The sequence below is a fragment of the Chloroflexus sp. genome (genome assembly GCF_056331925.1).
Genome location: NZ_JBWGQH010000011.1, coordinates 73628 through 93149, shown reverse-complemented (window position 1 = coordinate 93149; position 19522 = coordinate 73628). Strand labels below are relative to the sequence as shown.

At 56.6% G+C, this 19522-nt stretch carries 13 protein-coding genes and 1 tRNA gene; 4 read left to right on the top strand and 10 right to left on the bottom strand.

Annotation, left to right across the window (positions count from 1 at the left end):
- Positions 1 to 71: 71 nt before the first annotated feature.
- Positions 72 to 749, top strand: a complete 678-nt coding sequence (locus AC01ZF_RS07700) for a response regulator transcription factor (protein ID WP_424676976.1) — start codon at positions 72 to 74, stop codon at positions 747 to 749.
- A gap of 162 nt (positions 750 to 911) precedes the next feature.
- Here AC01ZF_RS07700 and meaB read toward each other — a convergent pair whose 3' ends face one another.
- The 3 genes from meaB to AC01ZF_RS07685 all read right to left on the bottom strand — a co-directional run bounded on the left by meaB (position 912) and on the right by AC01ZF_RS07685 (position 6434).
- On the bottom strand, positions 912 to 2021 hold the full coding sequence (gene meaB, locus AC01ZF_RS07695) for a methylmalonyl Co-A mutase-associated GTPase MeaB (RefSeq protein ID WP_428111996.1): 1110 nt from the start codon (positions 2019 to 2021) through the stop codon (positions 912 to 914).
- Between the two features lie 73 nt (positions 2022 to 2094).
- Positions 2095 to 4296, bottom strand: a complete 2202-nt coding sequence (scpA, locus tag AC01ZF_RS07690) for a methylmalonyl-CoA mutase (RefSeq protein ID WP_424677287.1) — start codon at positions 4294 to 4296, stop codon at positions 2095 to 2097.
- Entirely contained in the window at positions 4293 to 6434 is a 2142-nt protein-coding gene (locus AC01ZF_RS07685) for a methylmalonyl-CoA mutase family protein (RefSeq protein ID WP_424677288.1), read from the bottom strand. The genes scpA and AC01ZF_RS07685 overlap by 4 nt, the downstream gene beginning before the upstream one ends.
- Positions 6435 to 6804: 370 nt before the next feature.
- Between AC01ZF_RS07685 and topA the strand changes: the two genes are divergently transcribed.
- Positions 6805 to 9144, top strand: a complete 2340-nt coding sequence (gene topA, locus AC01ZF_RS07680; RefSeq protein ID WP_424677289.1) for a type I DNA topoisomerase — start codon at positions 6805 to 6807, stop codon at positions 9142 to 9144.
- 79 nt (positions 9145 to 9223) lie between these two features.
- On the opposite strand, the gene AC01ZF_RS07675 is transcribed toward topA, so the two are convergent.
- From AC01ZF_RS07675 to AC01ZF_RS07655, 5 genes are all read right to left on the bottom strand, one after another.
- Positions 9224 to 9934 (bottom strand): response regulator, encoded by a 711-nt coding sequence (locus tag AC01ZF_RS07675; protein ID WP_424677290.1) that lies wholly within the window; start codon positions 9932 to 9934, stop codon positions 9224 to 9226.
- A 140-nt stretch (positions 9935 to 10074) separates the two neighbouring features.
- Positions 10075 to 11091, bottom strand: a complete 1017-nt coding sequence (locus AC01ZF_RS07670) for a sensor histidine kinase (protein ID WP_476575260.1) — start codon at positions 11089 to 11091, stop codon at positions 10075 to 10077.
- A 134-nt stretch (positions 11092 to 11225) separates the two neighbouring features.
- Positions 11226 to 13115, bottom strand: coding sequence for a S9 family peptidase (locus tag AC01ZF_RS07665; protein WP_424677292.1), 1890 nt, complete (start codon positions 13113 to 13115; stop codon positions 11226 to 11228).
- Between the two features lie 69 nt (positions 13116 to 13184).
- A complete protein-coding gene (locus tag AC01ZF_RS07660; RefSeq protein WP_424677293.1) occupies positions 13185 to 14696 on the bottom strand; it encodes a ComEC/Rec2 family competence protein in 1512 nt (503 codons plus the stop codon).
- 79 nt (positions 14697 to 14775) lie between these two features.
- Positions 14776 to 15246: a MarR family winged helix-turn-helix transcriptional regulator gene (locus AC01ZF_RS07655; protein WP_424677294.1), complete on the bottom strand. Its 471-nt coding sequence runs from the start codon at positions 15244 to 15246 to the stop codon at positions 14776 to 14778.
- Positions 15247 to 15406: 160 nt separating this feature from the next.
- Here AC01ZF_RS07655 and cfa point away from each other — a divergent pair, with 160 nt between their 5' ends.
- Entirely contained in the window at positions 15407 to 16591 is a 1185-nt protein-coding gene (gene cfa, locus AC01ZF_RS07650; protein WP_424677295.1) for a cyclopropane fatty acyl phospholipid synthase, read from the top strand.
- A gap of 45 nt (positions 16592 to 16636) precedes the next feature.
- Here the strand turns inward: cfa and AC01ZF_RS07645 are convergent, their stop codons facing one another.
- Positions 16637 to 17128: a GNAT family N-acetyltransferase gene (locus tag AC01ZF_RS07645; RefSeq protein WP_424677296.1), complete on the bottom strand. Its 492-nt coding sequence runs from the start codon at positions 17126 to 17128 to the stop codon at positions 16637 to 16639.
- A gap of 33 nt (positions 17129 to 17161) precedes the next feature.
- Between AC01ZF_RS07645 and AC01ZF_RS07640 the strand changes: the two genes are divergently transcribed.
- Positions 17162 to 17236, top strand: a tRNA-Met gene (locus AC01ZF_RS07640).
- A gap of 674 nt (positions 17237 to 17910) precedes the next feature.
- Here the strand turns inward: AC01ZF_RS07640 and AC01ZF_RS07635 are convergent.
- Positions 17911 to 19350: an aminotransferase family protein gene (locus tag AC01ZF_RS07635; RefSeq protein ID WP_476575259.1), complete on the bottom strand. Its 1440-nt coding sequence runs from the start codon at positions 19348 to 19350 to the stop codon at positions 17911 to 17913.
- Positions 19351 to 19522 lie beyond the last annotated feature (172 nt).

Below are 19522 nucleotides of genomic sequence, written 5' to 3'. Positions count from 1 at the left end.
ACGGTGCTTTTTCATTTGCTCGCTTGTCATTAACATTGACGAGCGCGCTATCGCTTCGTATACTATGAATCATGATGCGCATACTCATTATTGAAGATGAAACTGAAATTGCTTCTTACCTACGGCGTGGTCTAAGCCTTGAAGGCTATCACGTTGATGTAGCGTTCGATGGGTTGCAAGGGTTGGAGATGGCCTCGACCGGCAATTACGATCTCGTCGTACTTGACTTAATGTTGCCGGTGATCGATGGCTTCGAGGTAGCGCGCCGTATCCGCGCCGCGTCAAATGTCCCGATCATTATGCTGACGGCTCGGGATGCTGTGCGTGATCGGGTGGCCGGCCTTGAAGCAGGTGCTGATGATTATCTGGTAAAACCGTTTGCGTTTGAAGAGTTATTGGCCCGCATCCGTGCCCAACTGCGCCGTCAACAGACGTATCAGCACCAAGAGGTGCTTCGGTTTGCGAATTTGACGCTTGATACCCGTTCACGTGAGTTGCGCGTGGGAGACCGTCGTGTTGAGCTAACGGCCAAAGAATACGACCTGCTTGAACTCTTTATGCGTCACCCCAATCAGGTGTTGACCCGTGATGTTATTTACGATCGGGTATGGAATTACGATTTTGGGGGAGAGAGCAATATCATTGAAGTGTATGTGCGCTATCTGCGCCAGAAGCTAGAAGCGAATGGCGAACCTCGTCTTATCCACACGGTGCGTAGTGTAGGCTATATTTTGCGGGAGGATGCGTAGGAAACTGTGTACGCAAAAGACGCAGAGGGTTGAACGCAAGGACGCAGAGCACGCAAAGACGCAAAAACGCATGGTCAGGGGCACGGTAGTGCGCCCCGCTTCCGATCGCCCATTCCCTTCGTTCGTGAAAGGTGACATCGCCCGTCCATCTTTCGTAGTAGTTTATCGTCCGATAGCTGCGATCAACTCCTGTACCGCACTCACGACCGGCAAACTTCCCTCCACCACCGCCTGTTCAATGGTAGGCAACCGCTCGCGTACCACCGGATGGGCAAAAAAGAGACTCCGTAATTGCTCATCGATTAGGTGATAGAGCCAGTCACGCGCCTGTTCACGGCGACGAGCGGCGAATGTACCGTTTGCCGTCATTTCGGTGCGAAAACGCTCAATCTCTTGCCAAATCGCGGCAATACCTTCACCGGTCACCGCCGAACAGGTACGTACCGGCGGTTTCCAACCCGGTGTGGCCGGAGTGAGGTAGCGAAGAGCGTGACGGTATTCGGCTTGTGCTGCTATTGCACGCGGTTTGTTGTCGCCATCGGCTTTGGTGACGACAAGCGCGTCGGCTAACTCGATCACACCCTTCTTGATCCCCTGTAACTCATCGCCGGCGCCGGCCAGCATTAACAGCAGGAAGAAATCAACCATGCCACGCACCGCCGTCTCGCTCTGACCGACACCGACCGTCTCGACCAGCACAATGTCGAAGCCGGCGGCTTCACAGAGGAGCAGCGTTTCACGTGTTTTACGGGCCACCCCTCCCAAACTCCCTCCCGATGGCGAGGGCCGGATGTAGGCGTTGGGATGGCGCGCGAGACGCTCCATGCGCGTTTTGTCGCCGAGAATACTTCCCCGCGAGATACTGCTCGATGGATCAATAGCTAATACTGCAACCCGGTGTCCTTGATCGCAGAGCATTGTGCCGAGTGCCTCGATGAACGTGCTCTTGCCAACACCGGGCACGCCGGTGATGCCCACCCGTAGGGAGCCACCGGTATAGGGCAGGAGATGGCGTAACACCTCTTGCGCTTGGGTAATGTGAGCGGGAGCATTGCTCTCGATGAGCGTGATGGTGCGAGCCAGGATCGCACGATCGCCATTACGCACACCATTGACATAATCTTCCACAGACAACTGGCGGCGACGTGGGCCGGTTGGCGGGGTAGCAGATGCCGGTGCGTTCCCGGGCAGGCCGTCGTGGCGGCTGGCGATCCCCGCTAGCACTGACAAGGCAAATGGCATCTCTTCGGCAGTTGGCTGGTTGTTGGTCATACGTATCTCAGTTTTCACCCCCGGCCTACTTCCCGTAGCAAGGGGAGTGGACTTCATGATTGATGTCGTAGTGCTACGACGCCGGTGCAGCTATGCTATCGCCGTGCAGTCGCTGTTGCAATTCGCGCAGCAACTTTTCGGCAGCCACCGGTAAAATGGTACCGGGGCCGAAAATCAGGGCTGCACCATGCGCACGTAGAAACTCATAGTCTTGTGGTGGAATAATCCCACCGATGACCACAATAATATCCTCGCGGCCTAGTTTACGCAACTCTTCCACGACTTGCGGCAAGAGAGTCTTGTGACCGCCGGCCAGTGAGCTGATCCCCACCACATGGACATCGTTTTCCACAGCTTGCCGCGCCACCTCTTCGGGGGTCTGGAAGAGTGAACCAATGTCAACATCGAAGCCAAGGTCGGCGAATGCCGTCGCTACGACTTTCGCACCCCGGTCATGTCCGTCCTGTCCAACCTTCGCGACGAGGATGCGTGGTCGCCGGCCTTCGATTGCGGCGAATGCATCGGCTAAGGCGCGCACGTGCTGGATCTGCTCACTGTCGTTATATTCACTACTATATACACCGGAGATCGAGCGAATTTCGGCTTTGAAGCGGCCAAACACCTTTTCCATTGCCATTGAAATCTCGCCGAGGGTGGCCCGCGCGCGTGCCGCTTCGATGGCCGCTTCCAGCAGGTTACCTTCGCCGGTAGCGGCGACACGGGTCAGCTCGTTAAGGGCTGCTTGTACGCGCGTCTCATCGCGCTCAGCCCGCAACTTCTGTAACCGCTCGATCTGCTTTTGGCGAACTGCTGTGTTATCGACTTCGAGAATCTCTATCGGCTCTTCGTATTCGAGACGATACTTATTGACGCCGACAATCGTCTCGCGGCCCGAATCGATATGTGCTTGCCGGCGTGCGGCTGCCTCTTCGATGCGCAGTTTGGGGAGGCCGGCCTCTATCGCTTTAGCCATACCACCCAGTTCTTCCACTTCTTGGATATGTGCCCATGCTCGACGGGCAAGTGCGTCAGTCAACCACTCAAGATAGTACGAGCCGCCCCACGGATCGACGATCTTGCAGATACCGGTCTCTTCTTGGAGGTACAACTGGGTATTGCGGGCAATCCGGGCCGAGAAGTCGGTTGGCAGGGCAATCGCCTCATCGAGCGAATTGGTATGCAATGACTGGGTATGACCAAGCGCGGCAGCCATTGCCTCGATGCATGTGCGGGCGACATTGTTGAACGGGTCTTGTTCGGTCAAGCTCCAGCCCGAGGTCTGGCAGTGGGTACGCAACGCCAGCGAGCGTGGGTCTTGCGGGTTGAATTGCTTGATAATCTTGGCCCAAAGGATGCGGGCGGCGCGCATCTTAGCGATCTCCATAAAGTAGTTCATCCCGATCGCCCAGAAGAATGAAAGGCGCGGGGCGAACGAATCGATATTCAGCCCGGCCTTTAGCCCGGCCCGCACGTACTCCAACCCATCGGCCAGCGTATAGCCTAGCTCAAGATCGGCGCTTGCACCGGCTTCTTGCATGTGGTAGCCCGAAATACTAATACTGTTGAACTTAGGCATGTGCTTGGCCGTGTACGCGAAGATGTCGGCAATGATGCGCATTGACGGCTCAGGCGGGTAGATATAAGTGTTGCGCACCATGTACTCTTTCAAGATGTCGTTCTGGATGGTGCCGGTAAGCTGTTCAGGGCGTACCCCCTGCTCTTCGGCAGCGACGATGTAGAAGGCCATAATTGGAATGACCGCCCCGTTCATCGTCATCGAGACCGACATCTGATCGAGCGGTATCCCATCGAACAGAATTTTCATGTCGAGTACCGAGTCGATGGCAACACCGGCCTTGCCAACATCGCCCACCACCCGTGGATGGTCAGAGTCGTAGCCGCGGTGGGTCGCTAGATCGAAAGCCACCGATAGTCCCTTTTGTCCGGCAGCAAGATTACGTCGGTAGAAGGCATTACTGGCTTCCGCTGTGGAAAAACCGGCATACTGGCGAATCGTCCATGGTTGGGTCACATACATTGTTGGATAGGGGCCACGCAGGTAAGGTGGGATACCGGCAGTAAAGCCGAGGTGTTCGAGTCCGGCCACATCGGCGGCTGTGTAAAGAGGGCGCACATCGATCTGTTCCATCGTGCGCCATACGAGTTCGTGCAATGGCTTACCGGCAGCCTGCTCGGCACGAGTTTGCCACTCGGCCGGTGCGGGGGTAGGCCATTCATCGCGGTATGGCAGCGTCGTGAAGTCAGGGTTTTTCACTCGGCTACTCCTTTCAAACGTTGCAGCCGGGCCAGTGTTTCATAACAGTTGGCGCGCAGATGAATAAACTCATCGATCCCGGCAGCGCGGTACATATCGATAAAATCAGTCGGATATCCGGCTAATACGATCGTTGTCTCAGGTCGTTGCGATTTGATAGCGTGGGTCAAGGCCGGAACAATATCAGGGTACGTTTCATCGGTCGAACAGATAGTCACGATCTCGGCATTGGCAGCGAGGGCTGCTGCGGCCGCTTCCTCAACAGTTGCGAAGCCATCGTTACCGATCACGGCGAATCCACCGGCAGCAAAGAAGTTGGTAGCGAAATCGGCACGTGCTTTGTGTTGGCTAATCGGCCCCATATTGGCGAGGAAAACACTTGGTCGGCGACCGGTGCGGGCAGAGTACGCATCGGCTGTAGCCCGCAGCGCCTCGAACTGTTCAGCGGCGCGGTGGGCAGGCAACGGTGTTACCTGTGGTGCAGCGCTATCGGCAGCGACCAACGCGCAGCTCATTTCGCCAAGTGTGGCACCGGCACGGGTAGCCGCCAGGGCCGCAGTCATCGTGCGTTGCTGGGCGAGTTCGATCAAGGCTGACTGGCAGACATCTTCAGCGCGTGTTTCGCGAGCATGGCGCAGATCAACAGCACGGGCGGCGTGCAATTGCACGTGATCGATCTGGCGTACCTCGGGGAGCTTCTCGTTCAGATTGGGGTACATATTGACGCCCACGATGACCTCGCGGCGATGAGCAATGGCATCGAAGCGCTCAGCACGAGTGGCGGCAATTGCTGCTTGCAGCATCCCAGCTTGCAAGGCCGCCGCCATACCACCTTGCCGCTCAATCGCTTGGAAGAACTCCCATGCCTTCGCAGCTATCTCGTCGGTCAGTTTTTCGACGGCCCACGACCCGCCGGGTGGATCGATAAGGCGGAAGAAGTTACACTCCTCTTGCAAAATCACATGCAGGTTGCGGGCAATCCGGCGCGAGAACTCGTCGGGTAAGCCCCACGCTTCATCAAAATGGCTGATATGAATACTCTGCGCGCCACCCATGACTGCTGCCATCGCCTCACCAGTTGCGCGCAGCATATTGTTGTAGACATCGTAGCGTGTCTTCGTCCATGCCGAGGTGCGGACGTGGAGATGCATACGTTGGGCGGTATCATCACCGTCGAATGCCGACACAATGCGTGTCCACAACATACGGGCAGCGCGGAGCCGGGCCACTTCGAGAAAGAATTGCGACCCGACCGAACAGGTAAACTGGATCCTGGGGGCAACTTCGTTCACACTCAGGCCGCGCTCTTGCATTGCGCGGAGATAGGCTACACCGGTTGCCAGCGCGCAGCCCAGTTCTTGAGCGGCGTGCGCACCACTGTTGTGGTAGACATGAGAAGAAACAAGGATAGTTCGCACGTGTGGGGCATATGCTATAGCCCATCTCGTCCATTCGGCCAGTAAATCGTAGCAGCGATCCAATGAACCCGGCAGCGAGCCATCGGCAGCCAACGCCCCTAAAGGATCGGCGCCTAGCCAGCCGTGTAGTTGGGAAGGATTGAGACCCTGCTCCTCGGCGGCAATCAGCAAGAGGGTTGCCACTGGCATGGCTTGTGCGCCGGTGTTGATCGCAAGCGACAACCGGCTGAGATCGAGATCGGTTAGCAAGCGGCGGGCATCGTCAAGCGTTGCCAACGACACGCCCCCCATCCCGACTTGTGTTGGTGCGGCTGAATCGGGGTCGATCCCAAGGCGGGTCGCTTGATCAAGCGGCAGATTCAGCGCCGTCAGTCCACGCGGCAGATCGGCTTGGAGCGCTTGACGAACTTCAGTTGTAGTTGGGTAAGGCAGTTCTTGCGCTACCTGCCAGCGTTCGACTAACGGCCCGAGAATGCGAGTATCTCGTACAAAAGGGGCAAAACCGGGCAATGAGTTGATATGCGGTAGATCGGCAATATCACCGGCATTATAAATCGGTTGCAGCAGAATCTGCTCGTAGGTCTTCGTAATCAAACGCTTCTCGAAAGGCGCACCTTTCAGCGTCTTCTCCGCTGCTGATCGCCACTCCTCATACGTCGCGGGAGCGAACATGTCGAACAGTGGAGTGCGCTGTACCGTCTCCTGCGTCTCTGGAGCCATAGCATACTCCTTACCGGCATTCTCACCTGCTATTGGTTAGTGTACCGGCAACGTGAGAAAAACTCAGTTGGTTAGCCTCATTTTATAGAGTATCTTATAACTGCGGTGTGTTAATATTGTATCTTAGGTGAATGAGTTACAGTACGGTAACCAAGACTATGTGGGTTATGCGCTGGAATGGCAATAGGACTGCGTGATACCGATGGGCGATGCTGGATATGGATTTATGGAGGGGCGCGGCACGCCGCGCCCCTCCAAGTTCGGGCTACAACTTCTTGACAAGCAAGCCAACGCCGCGTATAGTTCGATGACGATAGCAACCACGATCGGCAAGATAGCAACGATCGGTTTTTTATTCAGGAAGAGATACATGGGTGAAAAAGTTGTGATTGTTGAGTCGCCGGCCAAAGCACGGACGATTCAGAAATATCTAGGTAAAGGCTATAAAGTGACCTCAAGTATGGGTCACGTGCGCGATTTACCGAAAAATGGGCTGGCGATCGATATCGAGCACGATTTTGCTCCTTCTTATGAAATTGTGAAGCCCAAGGTAGTGAGTGAGCTGAACCAAGCTGTGCGCAATGCTGACGCGATCTATTTGGCAACTGACCCTGACCGTGAGGGTGAGGCGATTGCGTGGCATATTACCCAGGCGGTGAAGACGCCGAAAAAGACGCCGATATATCGCGTCGTTTTTCAAGAGATTACGCGCAATGCCGTGCAGCAGGCGTTACAGCAGCCACGTCAGATCAACCAAAATCTGGTTGACGCGCAACAGGCACGGCGCGTGCTCGACCGTTTAGTTGGTTACCAGCTTAGTCCATTGTTGTGGGATAAGGTCAAGCGCGGGCTGAGTGCCGGGCGGGTGCAATCGGTGGCGGTGCGGCTGATCGTCGAGCGCGAGCGTGAAATTGAGAACTTTAAGCCGCAAGAGTATTGGACAATCGAGGTTGATCTGCTGAAAGAGCCCGGCATCGCGCCGCGTGATCTGTTTCGAGCGACGCTCATCGAGCGCGACGGTAAGAAGCTTGAGAAATTCTCGATTGAACGCCGTGAGCAAGCTGAGACGATTGTCGCCGATCTACAAGGTGCGGCGTATACCGTCCTCAAAGTAACCCGTCGCGATAAGCGGCGATCACCACCACCACCGTTTACCACCAGCACCTTACAACAAGAGGCCGCCCGTAAGTTGGGCTTCAGCGCAAAGAAGACGATGACGCTGGCTCAGCGTCTCTACGAAGGTGTGGATGTTGGCGGCGAAGAGGGCACAGTTGGTCTGATTACCTATATGCGTACTGACAGTGTGCAGGTGGCGGCAGAAGCCCAAGCTGAGGCGCGTGAGGTGATCGATCGGCGGTTTGGGCGTGAGTATCTGCCCGACCAGCCGCCGGTCTACAAGACCAAGGCGAAAGGCGCGCAAGAGGCCCATGAGGCAATCCGGCCTACTAGCAGTGCCCGTACTCCTGAGCAGTTGAGCGAACGGCTAGAGCGCGATCTGTGGCGGCTCTACGATCTGATTTGGAAGCGATTTATCGCTTCACAGATGGCTCCGGCCATTTTCGACAGCACCACCGTTGATATTGCTGCTCAACCGAGTGTGGCTGGTGCGCCACCCTACTTATTCCGTGCTACCGGCTCGGTGCTCAAGTTCCCCGGCTTCCTTGCCGTTTACAACGTGAGCCTTGATGAGGGCGAGGAAGACGAAGACAGTGAGCGTCGCTTGCCGCCACTGGTCGAGGGCGAAAACCTCCAGTTAGTCGAGCTGTTGCCGGTGCAGCACTTCACCGAACCGCCGCCGCGCTACACCGAGGCCAGTCTGGTGAAAGAACTCGAACGTCTTGGGATTGGGCGTCCGAGTACCTACGCAACGATTCTTTCGACCATCCAGGAACGCGAGTACGTCGAGATGGTCGATAAGAAACTGATTCCGACAACGCTTGGCCGGATTGTGACCGACTTGTTGGTTGAGCATTTCGGCAACATCGTCGATTACGACTTTACGTCGTCGCTTGAACAGCAGCTTGACGATATTGCCGAAGGCTCGAAGCAGTGGGTGCCGGTACTGCGCGAGTTCTATGGCCCCTTCCGCTCGACGCTCGAGACGGCGCAACACCAGATGCGCAATGTCAAGCGCGAAGAGATTACCACCGATCTCGATTGCCCGAAGTGCGGCAAAGGGAAGCTGGTGATCAAGTTTGGCCGCAACGGCGAGTTTCTGGCCTGTTCGCGCTACAACCGGGAAGGCGAGGGTGATTCGTGCGATTTCACCAGCGATTTTCACCGTGACGAAAATGGCAATATTGTGCTCGATCAGGCCAGTGCGCCGGAGACGAGCGATGTCTTGTGCAATGTCTGCGGACGGCCAATGGTGATCAAGAAGAGCCGTTTCGGCCCCTTCCTCGGCTGTTCGGGGTATCCTGAATGTACCAATACCCGCCGGATTGGCCGCGATGGCAAACCGGTTCCACTTCCCGAACCAACTGGCGTTACCTGCCCGAAGTGCGGTGAAGGGGAGTTACTACGTCGACGTGGTAAATTTGGTCGCCCGTTCTACGGCTGCTCGCGCTACCCAAAATGCGACTACATTACAAACTCGCTTGATGAAGCCCAAGCCGGTGTGGTCGTTGAAGTGAAACCGGCTCCTCCCGCCGCCGAGAAATCGGCTGCACCGACCCGAAAATCGAGCGGCAAGACCCGCAAATCGGCGTAAGTCTACGTGATACGCAAGCTCAGAGGCGTACCATCGTGCGCCTCTGGTTGTATGATGGTAATGGGGAGAAAGCGTACACTTATCCTTCAGGCGGTTGCGAATACCCCATCTTGATCCAGCCCTTCTTAATCGCGACGATCACCGCCATCGTGCGGTCATTGACTTGGAGTTTCGACAAAATAGAGGTAATGTGATTCTTAACGGTCTGCCCGCTAATACTCAATTCATTCGCAATTTCTTTATTCGAGAGACCGCGGGCGATACAGTCAAGAATCTCAATCTCACGTGACGTGAGGGGCGCGAAGAGACTCGCGCTATCTTCCTCTTCGGTTGCAGCGAGTTCGCGGAATTGGTGTAAGACCCGGGCTGCCACGTTAGGACGGGCCAGCACTGCATCGTTGATTAAGTAGCGTCCGCGTGCAACCTCACGGATCATCTGCACTAATTCATCAGGACTAATGTCTTTTGATGTAAAAGCGGCTGCCCCCACCTTAATGGCTTGGAACAACTGATCGTCGTCTTCATAGACACTGAGCACGATAATCCCCGTCCGGGGTTCGCGACGCTTGATTACCCGTGCCACTTCCAACCCATTTAAGCCGGGTAGATTGATGTCGACGAGCACGACGTCGGGCATGAGGCGTTCGGTGAGCTTTATTGCTTCTTGACCGTTTTCGGCTTCGCCCACCACTTCTACATCAGGGGCACTCTCCAAACTCCAGCGAATCCCCTGCCGAAAGAGCGGATGGTCATCGATCACCAGGACTTTTATCATTAGCGGCGCTGTCACGCTAATCTCCCTTACCTTCGTCTTCCCTATGTTGTTGCTGCATATAAACCGCTTATTTCTTTAAACGGTCTTTTTTGCAGCAGTTTGCAGTTTGTTTCACCCCAATTGCGACAAGCACTGCATCACCTGTGAACGATGGGTTATCCCGCCGGCAATGGCATTGTCACGAGGACCTCGGTGCTGGCGCCGCGTCGGGTGGTGACTGTCAGCTCGGCCCCGATCAACTCAGCTCGTTCGCGCATACTGGTTAGTCCCCAGCTTTCGCGCCCGGCGCGCCGCACGACTTCGCGCAGATCAAATCCCGGTCCTTCATCCCGGATCGCGAGATACAACCGCCCTCCACGTCTTGCCAGGGTAATATGAACCGGTGCGCCGCGGGCATGTTTGCGTGTGTTCTGCAATGCCTCTTGTACGATACGGTAGAGCACAATTTCGGTCTCAGCAGGTAGGCGAGGGATGTGATCGGCTTCAAAGACGACCGGGTTACTCACCGTGTCACGGTAACGGCGAATATAGTCATGGAGGGCCGGTACAAGGCCCTGTTCTTCGAGCTTGCCCGGACGGAGGTCGGCGATGAAGCTGCGCACGTCGCGCAAGCCTTCACGCACGCTATCACCCAACTGGCTCAAGATCGAGCCGAGGCGCTCGAAGTTCTGCTCTTTGAGTAAGTTTTGACAGACTTCAACACCCATCAGCGCATTGGCCAGCACTTGTGCCGGTCCATCATGCACTTCACGCGCCAACCGAATCCGTTCTTCCTCACGGCCTTTGATCACCTGCGCGCGGAGGGCTTGGACCCAAGGATCGGCGGCGATGCCTTCAGCGTTGTGCGTAAGTGTGGTGCTGCTCATCTCGATCTGACGGATGAGCTGATCGAGCTGACGTAATGAGCGACGCAGTTCGGTTTCTGCCTCAACGGCCGCGGCATGTTCGGCACGTAACTGCTTCACGCGGGCAGCCGCCGTGACGGTTGAGAGACCGTGTTCACGAGCAAATTGTTCTTGAATAACAGCTTCGTCAAGTTGGTGTGATAACTGACGCACACGTTGAGAAATGCCCTCTTGTTGGCGCAGAGCGGCTTGATAGAGTTCTCGTAATCCGGCAAGTTGGGTGGCAACAATGGCGGTAGCACGCTCGAGAAGGGCGGCTGGCTCCATACCTTACCTTAAAATGCACCTCGGTAATCAAATCTTGTTGATGGTGTAAGTATAGCACGCGGCCGGTCGGTAATGAAGAGTGGAGATCGAGGAGAGCGTGCGTTTTAAGAAGCTCACGCCGCTCTCCGGGCGGTTCACCGCTCAGTGTGGATCCCTAGCACTTCCTGGTAAAACGCTAGCTCACGTTCGAGAGCTGTGATAATGTTCTCGGCCTTGCGAAAACCGTGCTGTTCGCCGGCAAAGGGCACGTATTCGGTCCGAATACCGCGTGAGCGAAGCGCTTCGTACATACGCTCCGATTGATCTGGCGGCACCACTTTGTCTTCTAGCCCCTGGAAGAAGATAACCGGGCTGTTGATCCGATCGGCATGGTAGAGCGGTGAACGTGCCTGATAGAGGTCAGCTCGTGCGGGGTACGGGCCGATCAGACGGTCGAGATACCGTGACTCGAATTTGTGGGTGTCACGCGCTAGGGCTGCGAGATCGGCAACACCAAAATGACTGGCGCCGGCGCGGAAGGTATTGTAGAAGGCTAATGCGGCTAATGTTGTGAATCCGCCAGCACTGCCGCCGGTAATCAAGAGCCGGTTGGGATCGGCTCTGCTCTCAGCGGCAAGAAACTGGGCACCGGCAACACAATCTTCTACATCAACCACACCCCACTGTCCGTCGAGCAGTTCACGATAAGTACGACCAAAACCGGTACTACCGCCGTAGTTCACATCGAGAACACCGATCCCCCGACTCGTCCAGTATTGGATCGAGAGGCGTAAGGTGGGATAGGTGGCAGCGGTTGGCCCACCGTGGATCATTACCAGCAATGGGGGCAGTTCACCGTCAGGTGCGCTGAAATCGGGGTTGTGGGGTGGATAGAAAATGCCGTGCGCAATCCGCCCACCGGTACTCGGAAAGCTGATCACCTCTGGCTGTGAGATGTACGATAGATCGACCGGCACATCGCCACTGCTGCGGATCGGTGTCAGCGATCGATCGGCGAGGTTGAGCAAGAAGAGCGTTGCCGGCATCGTCGGCGAACTGCCGACAAAGACGATCCGTTCGTCGTCACCGTTGACGATATTGATCACCGAAACCGGTAACTCGATGGGTTCGGCGTGATCCGGCTGCCCGATCACGCACATGTGCCAGCGACTCTCGCGGCTGAAGGTCGCTACGATGCGTCCGTCGGGAAGTGGAACATACGTGCGCATACCCAGTTGCCAGAGTGGTTGACCAAACTCGGCATCAAGCGAGTAGAGTGGGGTAGTGTTGCCATCGAGGTCGAGGCGGTAGAGGTTCCACCAGCCGGTACGTTCGGCGACGACCAGTAATGCGCCATCGGGCGTCCATTCTGGCTGGAAGCACGAGTCACCGGGGCCACCGGCTAAACGGCGGGCGGCACCTAACCTGCCATCGGTCAGCACCGGCGCTACCCATAACTCAGCAGCGTCCCACGGCATATTGGGATGATCCCACGCTAACCAGGCCAGCCACGCACCGTTGGGGCTGAGGCGTGGTGCAGCCACAAAATCACGTCCATTCAGTAATGGAGTGACTGTCCCATCGGCCAGACTGATAGCGACGAGCATGTTGAGCGGTTCGCCATTGCGCCGGTGGTCTTCGCCAACGGCGATCAACCGGTTACGTTGGCGATCAACTATCGGCTCGGCAAACCGCAGCCCGGGCGGTGTGCCAAGCGGAACCGGTGCGGCGCCGGGGTGTTGGCGGTAAAGCGTCTGATCGCTGAACTCCACGAAGAAGATCTCACCTTGATCAACGACATAACTCCGACCACCGTATTCGTGTACTAACGTGCGTATATTCATCCCGGTCGGCGTCACATCGTCAATCGTGCCGGCAACAGTGCGTCGAACGAGCACATTACGACCACCCTCTTGTGGTCGGCCTTCGATCCAGTAGAGGTCAGAACCATCAATGTGCGGCCAACTGAGGCTCACCTGTTTGGTGACGAGCATCGCGGCGGTGATCGGCGAGCGCCAACTGCCGTAGGGTGCGATCTGAGGCATAGGTGATTCCTTATCTTCAGCACAATTCACGCTACATATGGGCGGTTTGCAAATGTGTCTTGTTGACCATCATAGCATACGCTGCGGTACCACACTATCGTGTGGACGCGGCAAGTCTGGACGTTGTCGGAGCCAAGACAGTGCGATGATTGCATAGACCATCCACAACAGCCAGACGGGGAATACCGGTACGGTGAGCGCAGCCCATGCCGGTTGGGATAAGATCATCGCCACGTTGGTGATCCAACTCAGCGGTAACCATGCGATTGGTGATAGCCATTGCCCGAAGGGAAGCCAGACCAGCCCACCGATCAATGCGCATGCGCTCAGGAGCATCGCCACCGGCACGAGTGGTACGATTAGAATATTGGCAAGGGGTGCTATCAGTGAGAGGTTGCCGAAATGGTACAGCATCAGTGGCAGGGTCAACACTTGTGCAGCGAGGGTTGCCGTCAGGGCCTCGCGCACCGCTGCCGTCACCGGATGGTTCGGCCACCGTTCACAAGCGAGCCAGCGCTCCATCGGTTTGCCGAACGCGAAGAGGCTAGCAGTTGCCAGGGCTGAGAGTTGAAAACCGAGATCCCACAGCGTCTGTGGATTGATTAAGGTCAGTAACCAACAGGCTGCGAGCAGCAGACGCCACGGTTCACTCTGTCGTTCGACCGTGCGGGCCAGTAAAGCAAGACTCGCCATCATCGCGGCTCGAACGACCGCAGCCGAGGCACCGGTGAAACCGGCGTAGATCCACATCACCGCCAAACTGAGCCAAAATGCGGGCCACGAACGCAAGCGGATCAACGATGCAAGCCCGGTCAGCATTGCGGCAACAATACTAAAATTCCAACCTGAAACTACGAGAATGTGGGAGGTACCGGTCGTGGCGAATGCCAGACGGGCCGTTTCGGGCAAACCGGCCTGAATACCGAGTAAAATACCGATCGCCAGCGCCGCTTGTGGCTCGGGAAAGAGGCGTAACACCACGCGTCGGCAATGTTCGCGAAATTGGCTGATGTGGGACAATCCCCATGCAGGTGCGGGGTTAGCGAGTTTTTTGACCGATGTCGGATGCTTGATCAGGACCATGATGCCACGGCGGGCGAGGTATGCGCGGTAATCAAAATCAGTTGGGTGTTGGGGTGGTTTGGGCTGGGTAAGGCGTCCACTCACCATTAACCGATCGCCGGGATAGTAAGGAGGATAGGGGGGGAGGCGCACGAGGATGTGCCCCTCTGCCAGATTCATCTGACCGGGTGGGCCGGCTTGGCTGGCAACAAGGACTACCTGTTGGCCGAGATCGTCGCGGCGTGGTTCCTCAGCTACCTGCCCGACCAGGGTAATTTCGGTATCGGCCCAACGTTCAACGTGCTGTGGTCCCAACCACGGCTGTGCAATGTGATAGCGGAGGCCACCCACGGCAAAACACAATACCGCAAGCGACAACCAGCGATGCCGGCTGCGATCAATGGGAACAGCAGACAATGCCACAACCGCAGCCAGCATGAGCCACTGCGGGGAAACGTCGGTACTCCCTGCTACTGCAATGCCGGCCAACCAGCCTAGCGTCAGATGGATTAGATTCATGTCCTTTGCCTGTCGTCAACAACACGGTATCATGAAGAATACCGTTTGAGACGAGGAAAGGACTCATGGTCGACACCAATTACCGTTCGGTCTCAACAGCTTGCTGGGCAGCTAAATCGGCCGCCAACCCGTCGCGCAATTTGAGCAATAGCCGGGTTAGTTGCTCTTGTTCTTCAGGGTCGAGCAGATTCATCCGACGTTCGACTGCGGCATTATGCATCGCTAGCGCCTCAGCACGCACGGCCGCACCGCGTGGTGTTAAAATGAGACGCTGTGCCCGCCGGTCGTCGGGATCGGGGTTGCGACGTACTAACCCGTCACGCTCGAGCCGGTCGACTAACCGGGTAATCGTGCTCTTCACGCAGAGCAACTTTGCGCCGACATCGGTAAGCCGCTGACCCTGCTCAAGATCGAGTTGCAAGAGCAGATTAAATTCGAGCGGAGTCAGGTTGGTATGCGCTAACGCGCGCCGATCACCATCATCGAGCAGGACGTACACATCGTGGATGAGCTGGTGCGGCAGATGAGAACGAGCATCGTGCTGTTTCATAATAGTAAACCTGCACATGTGCAATCATTTTCTTTGCAAGCAGTATACCGCTCTTAGCAGGGGGTGACAAGTGATGAAATGATCGTTGAAAAGTGAATATGCAGCAAGTAAGGTTGTGAAGCGAGTTCAGATGTTATGCAGAATTTACAAGGAGGAATGCATGACGGAACGTGAGCTGGCTTCTCATACGACGGTATCGTCCACGCCATCAACCACATCACGGATACTCCACCACTTCGCCCATGATTACGCCGTACAATTACTGAATACCGCCGGCATTACGATCAACGGTTCACAGCCATGGGACATTCGTGTTCACGACGAGCGGCTCTATCTCCGTTGCCTTTTGCACGGCTCGCTCGGTTTGGGCGAAGCGTACATGGATGGGTGGTGGGATTGCGACGCCATCGACGAGTTCATTTGTCGCTTGCTCCAGATTCAGGCACCGGTGCAGGTAGGTTGGCTCGTCAACCTCCCGCTCTGGATCGATAGTCGGTGGCGTAACCGGCAACGCGGTAAGGGTGCGTTTGTCATCGGTCAACGCCACTACGATGTCGGCAACGATCTCTATGCTGCAATGCTCGACCGCCGCATGATCTACAGTTGTGCCTATTGGGACGGCGGTGCGCGTACCCTCGATGAGGCGCAGGAGGCGAAGCTCGATCTGATCGCCCGGAAACTCGATCTCCAACCCGGGATGCGTGTGCTCGACATTGGGTGTGGTTGGGGTGGCACAGCTCAGTATCTGGCCGAACGCTACGGTGTCCACGTTGTGGGTATTACCGTATCGAAGGAGCAGGCCGAACTGGCGCGTGACCGTTGCCGTGGTTTACCGGTCGCCATCCGGCTTGAAGATTACCGCCAGACGACCGGTGTCTTTGACCGCATCATCTCGGTCGGTATGTTCGAGCATGTAGGTTATCGCAACTACCGTACCTTTATGAGAACGGCTCGCCGCCTGCTCGCCGATGATGGTCTCTTGCTCCTCCACACGATTGGTTCAAATGTCGCTTACCAGGGTCGCGATGCGTGGATCGAACGGTACATCTTCCCCAATTCAATGTTGCCGTCGCCCCGTTTGCTAACTGCAGCATTTGAGGGGTTGTTTGTACTCGAAGATTGGCATAACTTTGGTGTCAACTACGTTGCAACTCTCAAAGCGTGGCATACCAATTTCGAGCAGGCATGGCCACGCTTGGCGCAGCGGTATGGCGAGCGCTTCTACCGTATGTGGCGTTTGTATTTACTCATGAGTGCAGGGAGCTTCATGGCCCGAGCCAGCCAACTGTGGCAATTGGTGTTGTCACCGCGGGGTGTACGCGGCGGCTATCGCTCGGTTCGATAGTGATGGCGCAGCGGCATCGCGCAGCAGTGCCGCTGTGCCGGGTGGCTATACCTGCAATCGTCGTTCCATGAAGACGGTTTCGGCAATCGGTGTTGGATAATAGGGAGGACAGCGGGTAAACCCGAGCGCTTCGTACAGCCGAATCGCACTGTGCATAGAAGGCAGGGTATCGAGGCGCATCAGCTCGTAGCCGATGGCTATCGCTTCGGCAACGATCTTGCTGACCAACAAGCGGCCCAGTCCAAACCGACGAAACGGTGGTCGCACGTAGAGCCGCTTCATTTCGCAGATCGTTGCCGAAAGCGGACGTAAGGCAACACAACCGGCGGCGCTACCTTCAGCCAGTGCGAGGAGTAGGCGACCTTGTGGTGGTGCATATGCGCCCGGAAGCGTGGCTAATTCGGCCTCGAACCCCTGATACCCGAGATCAATCGGGAGGCTAGCTGCGTATTCACGGAAGAGTGCTCGGATGAGATCCAGATGGTCGGTAGCATTTGCCTGCCCGTCAATCCAATGTAGCAAAAAACCTCTTGACATACTCGCCTCGATGTGATATATTACTACACGCGACGCGGCGTGGAGCAGTGGCAGCTCGTCGGGCTCATAACCCGAAGGTCGCAGGTTCGAATCCTGCCGCCGCTACCAACATGATACAACGCCGGAGCATAACGCTCCGGCGTTTTGTTGTGTTCCGAAGTATCCCGATAGCACCTTGACTACCGGTACGGACAGATCGCGTGGTCACAGGTCAACGGCGCGCAACACCGTATGAACGGCGTTGTCATCGGGGAGGCATAACGCCATCTTGTCATACCGCAATGTGAGCACGTTTCATAGTACCCTATTTGACCAAACGACTCAATGATGGCCGATCATTAGCTCTCCACATCGATACACGATAGAGACGCTCAGCCGTGCGGTCGTGCAAAGGGCCATCACCATCGCACTGCAACGCCGTAGTTGTGCCAACCGGCAAGGTATTGCTTACAAGACCGCAGGCGGATACGGCACCGGCAATGGTGGTGCTCGGTGTGGATGGTGTTGTGCAGTGGGTGAATCAACGGTTTGCCCGAACCACCATGTTGGCATGGCAAGTGCAGGCGCTCTTGCCTGACGAGAGCGCTCGTGCGCCGGCACTTGTATGCCAATCTTCCCCGAGTGATGTGGGGTTTGTCGGAGGGATTCTGCGGGGGCCGGCTGCAATGCCGGTATCGTCGTGCGCACGTGCAGACAAACAGGCCTCTCTAGCAACAATAACACTAGCGAGGCCTGCGGCAATGATCAAGCCGGCCTGGCATGAAGTGTCAGAAATCTAGATGCTAATCCGCTGCCACAGCCGTTGGCGCCTCAACCGGTGGGTTGAGGGCAATGACCGTGGGTGTGCTATTGAGCTTCCGGCCCAGGGCATGCACGGCCTCGGCGATGATGGTGACGCAGCGATCGGCCTCTTCGCGGGTGAGAATCAACGGTGGGGCCAGTTGGATGACCGGTTCGAGCCGGTCATCGGCCCGGCAGATCAAGCCGCGCTGCTTCAATTGTTCGCTCAACCAGCTCATCAACCGCTCTTCAGCAATGGACTCGCGGGTGGTCCGGTCACGCACCAGCTCAATCGCCATAAACATGCCCATCCCGCGCACATCGCCGACATTGGGGTGCTGACCAATCGCTGCCTCTAGTTCACGCATAAGGTACGTCCCCATCTCACGGCTGCGCTCAAGCAGGTGTTCACGTTCGATAATGTCGAGATTTGCGAGCGCGGCAGCGCAGCTCGCCACGTGTCCACCGAAGGTAATACCGTGCATGAACTTGTCGGCGTCATTCTCGGAAACAAACATGTCGGCAATGGTGTCACGCACAATTGCCGCACCGAGCGGTGCATAGCCACTGGTAATCCCTTTGGCGCAGGTAATGATGTCGGGGTGAACCGCCATCGCCGTGGAACCGAACCAGTCACCTACCCGCCCAAAACCGCAGATGACTTCATCGACAATCATCACAATCCCGTAGTGATCGCAGATTTGGCGGATACGTTGGAGGTAGCCGGGCGGCGAGACGATCGCACCGCCGCTATTCTGGACTGGTTCCATGATGATGGCGGCAATTGTCTCCGGCCCCTCAAACTCAATCAGGCGCTCGACCTCATCAGCGCAGACGCCACGGCAGCCACTGTGTAAAGCACAGTAATCGCAGCGGTAGCGATAGGGGAGCGGTACGTGGCGCGCTCCCGGAACCAGTGGGCCGAACCCGTTGCGGATCGAGGTCACACCATTAACCGACAGGGCACCCATCGAGGTACCGTGATAACTAATCCGGCGGGCAATGATCTTGGTACGGTCGGCAAATCCACGGCGGCGTTGATAGGCTTTTGCCAGCTTCAGGGCAGTTTCAACCGCATCTGAGCCACCGGTGGTCAAGAAGACCCGTGAGCGAGGGCCGGTCGGACTAAGAGCGGCTAGCCGTGCCGATAGATCGATTTGGGGGAGGCTGGGGAAGCTAAAGGGGCTAACGTATGCAATCTCGCTCAGTTGCGCACTGATCGCCTCAATGATTTCGCGGCGACCATAACCAACATTGACTGTGAAAAGACCGGACAAACCATCAATATACTCGTGACCGTCTTGATCCCACACGCGCGAACCTTCACCGCGCACGAGCACAGTGGGTCGCGCGCCGGTACTGGAGAAATGGCCCATTTGGAAGAAGTGTAACCACACATTGTCGCTGAGGGCCTGTAATCGATTGTTCGTCAAGGTACTCATATAGCCTCACTAACTACGTCCGCTACCGTGGTCTCCGGCGCGCAATGCGCGACTGCTACGCCGCAGTAGGCAATTAGGGGAAACCACATCGTAGGCACTCGCCCCGACGCTGGCGCGGACACGGACACCAGGGCAACACACCGAACATCAACCTCGGTGCAACTGAGATGTG

Excerpts from the sequence above, each read along its gene's own strand:
- AC01ZF_RS07700 (WP_424676976.1), top strand. The coding sequence starts at position 72 with ATGATGCGCATACTCATTATTGAAGATGAAACTGAAATTGCTTCTTAC.
- meaB (WP_428111996.1), bottom strand. The coding sequence starts at position 2,021 with ATGACCAACAACCAGCCAACTGCCGAAGAGATGCCATTTGCCTTGTCA.
- AC01ZF_RS07685 (WP_424677288.1), bottom strand. The coding sequence starts at position 6,434 with ATGGCTCCAGAGACGCAGGAGACGGTACAGCGCACTCCACTGTTCGAC.
- topA (WP_424677289.1), top strand. The coding sequence starts at position 6,805 with ATGGGTGAAAAAGTTGTGATTGTTGAGTCGCCGGCCAAAGCACGGACG.
- AC01ZF_RS07670 (WP_476575260.1), bottom strand. The coding sequence starts at position 11,091 with ATGGAGCCAGCCGCCCTTCTCGAGCGTGCTACCGCCATTGTTGCCACC.
- AC01ZF_RS07665 (WP_424677292.1), bottom strand. The coding sequence starts at position 13,115 with ATGCCTCAGATCGCACCCTACGGCAGTTGGCGCTCGCCGATCACCGCC.
- AC01ZF_RS07660 (WP_424677293.1), bottom strand. The coding sequence starts at position 14,696 with ATGAATCTAATCCATCTGACGCTAGGCTGGTTGGCCGGCATTGCAGTA.
- AC01ZF_RS07655 (WP_424677294.1), bottom strand. The coding sequence starts at position 15,246 with ATGAAACAGCACGATGCTCGTTCTCATCTGCCGCACCAGCTCATCCAC.
- cfa (WP_424677295.1), top strand. The coding sequence starts at position 15,407 with ATGACGGAACGTGAGCTGGCTTCTCATACGACGGTATCGTCCACGCCA.
- AC01ZF_RS07645 (WP_424677296.1), bottom strand. The coding sequence starts at position 17,128 with ATGTCAAGAGGTTTTTTGCTACATTGGATTGACGGGCAGGCAAATGCT.
- AC01ZF_RS07635 (WP_476575259.1), bottom strand. The coding sequence starts at position 19,350 with ATGAGTACCTTGACGAACAATCGATTACAGGCCCTCAGCGACAATGTG.